The following is a 9,530-nucleotide window of genomic DNA, read 5'->3' as shown; positions in this document are numbered from 1 at the left end:
TCGGGCACGTCCCGCCCGCCGAACACGAGGCCCTACACGCGATGACCCACCCGGTCACCGCACCCCTGAAAACCAGCTAACCAACTCTCCACCAAACCCGGGGCTTGACAGCCGGGACAACGGCAACGGCACCATGGAGGCCATCTACTTCGGCAACATCAAGGTCTGGGGCTACGGCACCGGCAACGGCCCCTGGATCATGGCCGACCTGGAGAACGGCCTGTTCTCCGGCGTCAACCCGGGCTACAACGCCAACGACCCGTCGGTCAGCCACCGGTTCCTGACCGCCATCGTCAAGGGCGAGCCCAACCACTGGGCCATCCGCGGCGGCAACGCCCAGTCCGGCGGCCTGTCCACCTTCTACGACGGCAAGCGGCCGAACGCCTCCGGCTACAACCCGATGAAGAAGGAAGGCGCGATCATCCTCGGCATCGGCGGCGACAACAGCCACGGCTCCGCCGGCACCTTCTACGAGGGCGTGATGACCTCCGGCTACCCGTCGAACGCCACCGAGGACGCCGTCCAGGCCAACATCACCGCCGCCGGCTACGCGGCGAGCACCGGTGGCACCCGGCAGAACGTCGAGATCGTGGGCGGCCAGTCCGGGCGCTGCGTCGACGTGCCGGACGGGAGCACCACCAACGGCACCCAGACGCAGCTCTGGGACTGCTGGGGCGGCACCATGCAGCGCTGGACGCAGACCGCGGCCCGCCAGCTCCAGGTGTACGGCAACAAGTGCCTGGACGCCAACGGCCAGGGCACCAGCCCGGGCACCACCGTGATCATCTGGGACTGCAACGGCCAGGCCAACCAGCAGTGGAACGTCAACGCCAACGGCACCATCACCGGCCAGCAGTCCGGGCTCTGCCTCGACGCCAACGGCGCCGGCACCGCCAACGGCACCAAACTCATCCTCTGGACCTGCAACGGCCAGGCCAATCAGCAGTGGAGCCTGCGCAACTGACCCCACGGGCCGGGCGGACCGCGGTCCGCCCGGCCGCCCGGCCCACCCGTCCGCCCCCGAAAGGCCGCTCATGCCCGCTCCTGGAATGAACCGCCGGATGCTCCTGCGCGCCACCGGCGCGACCGCCGTCGCGACCGCGGCCGGCGCCGCCGTCGGCTCCCTCGCCGCAGGCGGCGTGGCCGACGCCGCCCTGGCCCCGGCCCGCCCCGACATCGGCGTCTCCGCCTACGCGTTCGACCCCGGCCAGGTGCGGCTGACCGCCAGTCGCTGGTTGGACAACCAGAACCGGACGCTGAACTACCTCCGTTTCGTCGACGTCAACCGGCTGCTCTACAACTTCCGGGCCAATCACCGGCTCTCCACCGCCGGGGCCGCCGCCAACGGCGGCTGGGACGCGCCGAACTTCCCGTTCCGCACCCACATGCAGGGCCACTTCCTGACCGCCTGGGCGCAGGCCTGGGCGGTGGCCGGCGACACCACCTGCCGGGACAAGGCGCTGACCATGGTCGCCGAACTGGCGAAGTGCCAGGCCAACAACGGCGCGGCCGGCTTCAACGCCGGTTACCTCTCCGGGTTCCCGGAGTCCGACTTCAGCGCGCTGGAGGCCCGGACGCTGAGCAACGGCAACGTGCCCTACTACTGCGTGCACAAGACGCTCGCCGGTCTGCTCGACGTGTGGCGCCTGATCGGCAGCACCCAGGCGCGCGACGTGCTGCTGGCGCTCGCCGGCTGGGTCGACTGGCGCACCGGCCGGCTCAGCTCGGCACAGATGCAGGCCATGCTGGGCACCGAGTTCGGCGGCATGAACGCGGTGCTGACCGACATCTACCAGCAGACCGGCGACGCCCGGTGGCTGACCACCGCCCAGCGCTTCGACCACGCGGCCGTGTTCAACCCGCTCGCGTCGAACTCCGACCAGCTCAACGGGCTGCACGCCAACACCCAGGTGCCCAAGTGGATCGGCGCGGCCCGGGAGTACAAGGCCACCGGCACCACCCGCTACCGCGACATCGCCACCAACGCCTGGAACATCACGGTCGGCGCGCACACGTACGCCATCGGCGGCAACAGCCAGGCCGAGCACTTCCGCGCGCCCAACGCGATCGCCGGCTACCTGCGCAACGACACCTGCGAGGCGTGCAACACCTACAACATGCTCAAGCTGACCCGGGAGCTGTGGCAGCTCGACCCCGACCGGGTCGCGTACGTCGACTTCTACGAGCGGGCGCTGCTCAACCACATGATCGGCCAGCAGAACCCGGCCGACAGCCATGGCCACGTCACCTACTTCACCCCGCTCAACCCGGGCGGACGGCGCGGCGTCGGCCCGGCGTGGGGCGGCGGCACCTGGAGCACCGACTACAACTCCTTCTGGTGCTGCCAGGGCACCGGGCTGGAGACGAACACCAACCTGGCCGACGGCATCTACTACCACAACGGCACCACGCTGACCGTGAACCAGTTCCTGCCCTCGGTGCTCACCTGGAGCCAGCGCGGCATCACGGTCACCCAGAGCACCTCGTACCCGGTCTCCGACACCACGACCCTGACCGTCACCGGCTCGGTGGGTGGGTCGTGGACGATGCGGATCCGGATCCCGTCGTGGACGAGCGGGGCGACGGTCAGCGTCAACGGCACGGCGCAGGGCATCACCACCACGCCGGGCAGCTACGCCGTGCTGACCCGTGACTGGGCCTCCGGGGACGTGGTCACGGTCCGGCTGCCGATGCGGGTGGCCACCGTCGCCGCCAACGACGACGCGGCGGTCCAGGCGGTCACGTACGGGCCGGTGGTGCTCTCCGGCAACTACGGCAACAGCACGTTGAGCGCCCTGCCGACGCTGGACGTCGCGTCGGTCACCCGGACCGGGAGCGGCTCGCTGGCGTTCACCGCCACGGCCAACGGCGCCACCGTCAACCTCGGCCCCTTCTACGACGCGCACGGGTTCAACTACACGGTCTACTGGCGTGCCGGCACGGGCGGCGGCGGTGGCGGCGAGGCGAGCTTCCGGCTGGCCAACGCGGCCAGCGGCCTCGTGCTCGGGATCCAGAACATGTCCACCGCCGACGGCGGGCTCGCCCTTCAGTGGGGCGATTCCGGCACCGCCGACCACGACTGGCAGCTCGTGGTCGACGGTTCGGCGCTGAAGCTGCGCAACGTCAACAGCGGCAAGGTGCTCGGTGTGGAGAACATGTCCACGGCGGACAACGCCCGGATCCTCCAGTGGGCCGACAACGGCACCGCCGACCACCTGTGGACCGTGGTCGACGTCGGCGACGGCACCCACAAGCTGCGCAACTCGCACACCGGCAAGCTGCTCGGCATCTCCGGTGGCTCGACCGGGCAGGGTGCGATGGCCGTGCAGGACCCGGACAACGGCAGCCCGGACAACCAGTGGCGGTTCCTGCCGAACGGGGCCCGCCGGTTGCAGAACCTGGGCAGCGGGCTCGTGCTCGGCGTGCAGAACATGTCCACCGCGGACGGCGGGCTCGTCATCCAGTGGGGCGACAACGGCACCGCCGACCACCTGTGGACCGCGCTCGTCGACACCGGTGGCTACCTGCGGCTGCGCGCCTCGCACAGCGGCAAGGTGCTGGGCGTCGAGGGCGGCTCCTCCGCCGCCGGCGCCCGGATCGTCCAGTGGACCGACAATGGCACCGTCGACCACCGGTGGCGGCTGCGCCACAGCGGCAACGGCTACTTCCGGCTCCAGTGCGCCAACGGCGGAAGGGTGCTGGGCCTCAGCGGCGGCTCCGGCAGCCAGGGCGCGCAGGCCGTCCTCGGCGACGACACCGGCGCGGCGCATCAGCGCTGGCGGTTCGTCTGAGGCGTGGGGTGCGCGGGCCGTTCGGTCCGCATACCCCCGGTGACGCCGCCGCCGTCGGGCCGGGCGACCCGACGGCGGCGGCTCAGCGCCGCGGCGATTCGATCAGCACGCCCGGACGGGTCGGCCCCGACGCGCGTGGCCGCTGCCGGAGCAACAGTGCTCGGGTCGCCTTTGGAGCTGACGTCACGAACGACTCAGACGGCGCCGACCCGCCCGCCCGTGACGAACGCGGTCATGGGGGCGACCCGCCGGTGACCTCACCGGTCCTCCGCGAGCCGCGCCCGCCGGGGGGGGGGTGACGAGGGTCTGAGTCGTTCCTGCTATCAGCTCCAAAGGCACCGGCGGAGAACGGGCCGCGCTCTGCCAACGGCAGCGCGATCCGCCTCCGCGAGCGAACCGCGGTGGGCGACGCCGGCACGGGCGGGCACCCAGCAGCGTCCGGACATCCAGTGCCGCGTGGGCGCCCCGGGGGCCGTCGGGACATCAGAACCGCATGGGCGCCCGGGGGGCCGGCCGGGGACTCGGCACCGCCGGAAAACTGAGCGCCGTGACGGGGTGCCGCGAACCTCGGACGGACGGTAGGACCGCCGCACAGCGCGGCGGCGGGTGAGGGCCGCGCGGCGGGTCAGCGCTGGGGCGGCGGGCCGACGCTGCGGCGGGGAACGAGTGTCGGCGCGATGGTCTGACGCAGCGGCCCGACCCCGGTGGACTCGATCTGCGCCAGCAGCAGCCCGAGACTGGCCCGGGCCACCGCCGCGAAGTCGGGCCGGACGGTGGTCAGCGGCGGGATGAAGTAGGCCGCCTCGGGCACGTCGTCGAACCCGACCACGCTGATGTCGTCCGGCACCCGCCGGCCGTGCTCGTGCAACGCCCGCAGCACACCCAGCGCCAGGTGGTCGTTGGCGGTGAAGACGGCGGTGACCTCGGGCATCCGGGCCAGCATCTGCCCGCACCGGTAGCCCGCCGCCGAGGACCAGTCCGCCGGCACCAGCGGCGGGATCTCGGCCCCGGCCAGCCGCAGCGCCTCGCGCCAACCCTCGATCCGACCGGCGCTGTCGAACCAGTCGGACGGGCCGGAGACGTGCCAGACCGTCCGGTGCCCGGCGTCCAGGAGGTGCTGGGTGGCGGCCCGGGCGCCGGCGACCTGGTCGACCGTCACCAGCGGGATCGGCCGGCGCGGGTCGCCGTCCACGGTCACCAGCGGCACGTCGTGCGGCAGCCGTTCCAGCGCCGCCCCGGCCGACTCGACCGGCGCGATCACCACGATGCCGGCCACCCGGTGCGCCAGGTGCCGCTCCACCGCCGCCGAGATGGACCGGTGGTCGAGGTCGCTGACGCTGCCGACGCTGACCGCGAAGCCGGCCTCGGCGGCGGTCTGCTCCAGCGCGGCCAGCAGGGAGGCCGGACCGTAGAGGGTGGTGTTCTGCGCGACCACACCGATCACCTGGGACCGGCCGGTGACCAGCGCGCGGGCCGCGCGGTTGGGCCGGTAGCCGAGTTCGGTGATGGCCGCCTGGACCCGCAGCCGGGTCTGCTCGCGCACGTTGGGGTGCCCGTTGAGGACCCGGGAGACCGTCTGGTGGGAGACACCGGCGAGGCGGGCCACGTCCGTCATCGCAGGACCGCGCACGGCCACCTCACTTTCGCACATGCCCACGTGGCCGCACCATGTCGACGTCGACCGGACCGGCCGGGGTGGCGACAGTCTACGCCAGTTCTCCCACCGGTCACGGGCCCGGCCGATCAACGAATCGAGTGTCGTGGCGGATTGTCGGAGAAAGGCCGACAGCATCCATTCCTTTCGCGCACCAATGGGACGAAGTGGCAGCTCCGGCTGCCCGGGGCAGGGCATTCCCGACGGTTGTCGGACCCCCACCCCGGGCAATTTCCGAGCTCGTCAAGCACCAGAAATGGTGACCCGCGTCACGGCGTTGTCACCGAGAACTGGCGTGCCGTCACCGCCCCGCCCAGCGATTGGGTGGCGTAGTTGAAGATGGCGAACCGATATCCCATGAAGAACTGCCACGCGTTGTTGAGCGTCAGCGCGTTGCCCAGCGGGACGAAGGTGACCCCGTCGGTGCTGTAGGAGAAGCGCGCCTGCCGACCCGAGCCGGGCCGGATGTCGGCGTTGACCCGCAACCAGATCCGCCCGCCGGAGACCGCCGCACTGGCGACCTCACTCCCGATGGAGGTGGTGTTCCAGGCGCCGCTGGCCATGGTCAGACCGTTGGTCATGACCACCCGGGTCGCGCCGTTGTCCCGCCGCACGCCGATCCAGGCCGAGCTGTCACGCAGCATGGCCAGCCCGGACCGGTCCCCGTCGCGCATGGCCGAGTAGTCCAGCTCGACGGTGGCGGTGGAGGTCGGACCCTGGATCCGGTGGGTCAGCGTGTTACGGGCCTGGTACAGATCGTTGGTCACACTGGCGGTCTGCAGGCGCAGGCCGTTGTTCACCGACCACCGGCTGTTGTCCGGGTTGTGGTTCCACTCGTACTGCGGGCCGAGCGTGGTGCCGGCGAACGTGTCGGTGCCGGTGAGCGGCTTCACCGGGTGCAGCGGCAGCGGGTTGGGATAGCTGGCGCCCCACGTCCCGTTCACGGTCTGCACCTGCGGCCAGCCGTCGGCGGTCCAGGTGATCGGCGCCAGCGTCGGCATCCGCCCGCCCGGGTACGCGTCGGTGAAGGCCATGTAGTACCAGGAGCCGTTCTGCGTCTGCACCAGGCCGCCCTGGTGCGGCACGCCGCCGCCGGAGATCGGGCCGGGCAGGTTCAACAGCACCTGGCGCTGCTCGTACGGGCCGAACGGGCCGTTTGTGGACTTGAGCACGTACTGGCCGTTCGCCGGCCGGGTCAGCCAGATGTAGTAGGCGCCGTTGCGCTTGTAGAAGCGCGCCCCCTCCAGCGTGCCGATGCTCGACGGCGTCTGGTAGACCTGCTGGGCCCGCACCTGGCTGCGCCCGTCCGCGGACAGTTGAGCCACGCTGATCGTGCCGTTGCCGTACGCGACGTACATGGTGTCGTTGTCGTCGATCAGCATGCCGGCGTCGTAGTAGCAGTTGGGGATCGTGGTGAGCCGGCTCCACGTGCTGTCGACGGCCGAGGCGGTGTAGATGTGGGTCTGGGCGAAGTCGACGCACCCGGCCCAGTAGTAGGTCTTGTTGCTCGGCCGGTAGTTCAACGTCGAGGCCCAGATGCCGTCCACGTACGCCTGGCTGCCCGGGGGCAGGTCGTACTTGGTGCCAAAGTCCAGCCGGGGCACCGAGTGCCCGGCGAACTCCCAGTTCACCAGGTCCCAGGAGCGCAGCACCGGCGCGCCGGGCGAGTAGTGCATGGTCGAGGCGGACATGTAGTAGATGTCGCCGACGCGGATGATGTCGACGTCGGCGAAGTCCTGCCAGACCGCCGGGTTGGTGAAGGTGCCGCCGGGCGGCGGGTCGGTCGGGGTGCCGCCGCCGTCGACGCGGACGAGCTGCCACTGCTGGTTCGCGCCGTTCCAGTCGTCGTACTGCACGATGTTGCCGCCGTCGGCGGTGGAGGCGTTCTGCACCTCCATCACCTTGTTGGAGTTGCGGTTGATCAGCCGGACGTAGCCGCCGTCCGAGTCCGCCAGCCGGAACTGTTGGTTGGTCCCGCCGTGGTCGCTCCACTGCACCACGGCAGTGCCGTTGGCGGTGGACGCGCCGGTCACGTCCAGCACCTTGCCGGAGCGCCGCGAGCGCACCCGGTAGTAGCCGCCGCCGGAGTCCACGAACTGCCACTGCTGCCAGGCCCCGTTGTTGCGCGCCCACTGGGTGATCCGCGCCCCGTCGTTCGTGGCCAGGTTGTAGACGTCCAACGCCTTGCCGCTGTTGCGGTTCAGCAGCACGTACCAGGCGTTGGTGTCCACCGTCGCCGCCGAGGCCGGCGTCGGGGCCAACCCCACCAGCACGCCGCCGACCACCATCGCCACCAACCCCGCCAGGAGCCGGGACAGCCGAGCTGTCGCCACCATGACCCTCCTCATGTGATCGTTAACAGTCGTCTCTGCCCAAGGGGAATCGGATGCCGAGCGGCAGCCCCGGTGTGGGGCCCGGCCCGGAGCGGCCCACGCAGGCTGCCGGCGATCCGACACATCGACTGTGAGCGATAACAAGACGTTCGTCAAGGCGTAACACCGCGGACACCGGCGGGTGGCGCGCCCCCGACGCGGACCCGGGGGTACGCCACCCGTGGCGGGTGTGCCCGCCCGGTCAGAACCCGCGCGCGAGCCGGTGGTACGCCTGGTTCCACCGCAGCTCGTCGGCGAACCGGTGCGGCACGGTGTCGCCGTCGATGACCGCCAGCTCGGTGCGCGTCATCGCGGCCAGGTCACGCAGCTCCTCCACGCCGACGGCCTGGGACAGCACGGTGTGGTGCGGGGCGCCCGCGGTGATCCACGCCTCGGCAGAGGCGGCGAGGTCGGGTCGGGGCCGCCAGACCGCGCGGGCCACCGGCAGCCGGCGCAGCGGCTGCGGCGGCGGCACCACGTCGACCACGTTGGCCACCAGCCGGAACCGCTCCCCCAGGTCCGACATGCCCAGCACCACCGCCGGCCCCGGCGCCGCGTCGAAGACCAGCCGGACCGGATCCTCCCGCCCGCCGATGCCCAGCGGGTGCACCTCCGCCGTCGGCACGTCCGCGGTGATGCTCGGGCACACCTCCAGCATGTGCGCGCCGAGGACCAGCTCACGCCCGAACGTCAGGTCGTAGGTGTAGTCCTCCATGAAGGACGTGCCGCCCTCGACGCCGGCCGCCATCGCCTTCAGCGTCCGCACCAGGACCGAGGTCTTCCAGTCCCCCTCGCCGCCGAAGCCGTACCCGTCGGCCATCAGCCGCTGCACCGCGATGCCGGGCAACTGGCGCAGCCCGCCCAGATCCTCGAAGTTGGTGGTGAACGCGCGGAAGCCACCGTCGTCCAGGAACGCGCGCAGACCCAACTCCTGCCGCGCGGCGTAGCGCAGCGAGTCGTGCCGGTCGCCACCGGCGCGCAGCGCGGCGTCCAGCCGGTAGGTGTCGTCGTACTCCTTCACCAGGTCGTCCACCTGCGCCTCGGCGACCTGGTCGACGACCGCGACCAGGTCGTTCACGCCGTAGGTGTTGACCGAGACGCCGAAGCGCAGCTCCGCCTCGACCTTGTCCCCCTCGGTGACGGCGACGTCGCGCATGTTGTCGCCGAAGCGGGCCAGCCGCAGCGTCCGCACCGACGACCAGCCGATCGCCGCGCGGGCCCAGGCCGCCACCCGGGAGACCACCCGCGGGTCGGTGACGTGGCCGGCGACGGTCTTGCGGGCCACCCCCAGGCGGGTCTGGATGTACCCGAACTCGCGGTCGCCGTGCGCGGCCTGGTTCAGGTTCATGAAGTCCATGTCGATGATGTCCCACGGCAACGCCACGTTCGCCTGGGTGTGCAGGTGCAGCAACGGCGTCTGCAGGGCGTCCAGCCCGGCGATCCACATCTTCGCCGGTGAGAACGTGTGCATCCAGGCGATCACCCCGACCGCGCCCTGCACGGCCGCGTCCCGGCAGACCGCCAGGATGTCCGTGCTGGAGGTCAGGACCGGCTTCCAGACCACCCGTACGGGGATGTCCGACGACTCGTCCAGCCGGGCGGCGATCTGCCGGGACTGGTCGGCGACCTGCCGCAGGGTGTCCTCGCCGTAGAGGCCCTGGCTCCCGGTGAGGAACCAGACCTCGGGCTGGGCGTGAGTAGCCATGTTGTTGC

At 71.4% G+C, this 9,530-nt stretch carries 4 protein-coding genes and 1 pseudogene; 2 read left to right on the top strand and 3 right to left on the bottom strand.

Annotated elements, in window-relative coordinates:
- Positions 1-121: 121 nt before the first annotated feature.
- A pseudogene (locus tag AB0H28_RS06445) lies at positions 122-964 on the top strand (arabinofuranosidase catalytic domain-containing protein); the annotation flags it as partial.
- A 70-nt stretch (positions 965-1,034) separates the two neighbouring features.
- Positions 1,035-3,791, top strand: coding sequence for a beta-L-arabinofuranosidase domain-containing protein (locus tag AB0H28_RS06440; RefSeq protein WP_358035122.1), 2,757 nt, complete (start codon positions 1,035-1,037; stop codon positions 3,789-3,791).
- A 625-nt stretch (positions 3,792-4,416) separates the two neighbouring features.
- Here AB0H28_RS06440 and AB0H28_RS06435 read toward each other — a convergent pair.
- The 3 genes from AB0H28_RS06435 to araA all read right to left on the bottom strand — a co-directional run bounded on the left by AB0H28_RS06435 (position 4,417) and on the right by araA (position 9,522).
- Positions 4,417-5,406, bottom strand: coding sequence for a LacI family DNA-binding transcriptional regulator (locus tag AB0H28_RS06435; RefSeq protein WP_358035119.1), 990 nt, complete (start codon positions 5,404-5,406; stop codon positions 4,417-4,419).
- 308 nt (positions 5,407-5,714) lie between these two features.
- On the bottom strand, positions 5,715-7,781 hold the full coding sequence (locus tag AB0H28_RS06430) for an RICIN domain-containing protein (RefSeq protein WP_358035116.1): 2,067 nt from the start codon (positions 7,779-7,781) through the stop codon (positions 5,715-5,717).
- Positions 7,782-8,019: 238 nt separating this feature from the next.
- The gene (gene araA, locus AB0H28_RS06425; RefSeq protein ID WP_358035114.1) at positions 8,020-9,522 is read right to left on the bottom strand and encodes an L-arabinose isomerase; all 1,503 of its coding nucleotides are present in this window, start codon (positions 9,520-9,522) and stop codon (positions 8,020-8,022) included.
- Positions 9,523-9,530: the final 8 nt, after the last annotated feature.

It is taken from the genome of Micromonospora sp. NPDC050980 (assembly GCF_040653835.1).
Classification (GTDB): Bacteria; Actinomycetota; Actinomycetes; order Mycobacteriales; family Micromonosporaceae; genus Micromonospora.
The sequence above is the reverse complement of the archived record's forward strand: the minus strand, read 5'-3'. Positions and strand labels throughout refer to the sequence as shown.

Coding starts and splice junctions, on each gene's coding strand:
- AB0H28_RS06440 (WP_358035122.1), top strand. CDS start 1,035: ATGCCCGCTCCTGGAATGAACCGCCGGATGCTCCTGCGCGCCACCGGC.
- AB0H28_RS06435 (WP_358035119.1), bottom strand. CDS start 5,406: ATGACGGACGTGGCCCGCCTCGCCGGTGTCTCCCACCAGACGGTCTCC.
- AB0H28_RS06430 (WP_358035116.1), bottom strand. CDS start 7,781: ATGGTGGCGACAGCTCGGCTGTCCCGGCTCCTGGCGGGGTTGGTGGCG.
- araA (WP_358035114.1), bottom strand. CDS start 9,522: ATGGCTACTCACGCCCAGCCCGAGGTCTGGTTCCTCACCGGGAGCCAG.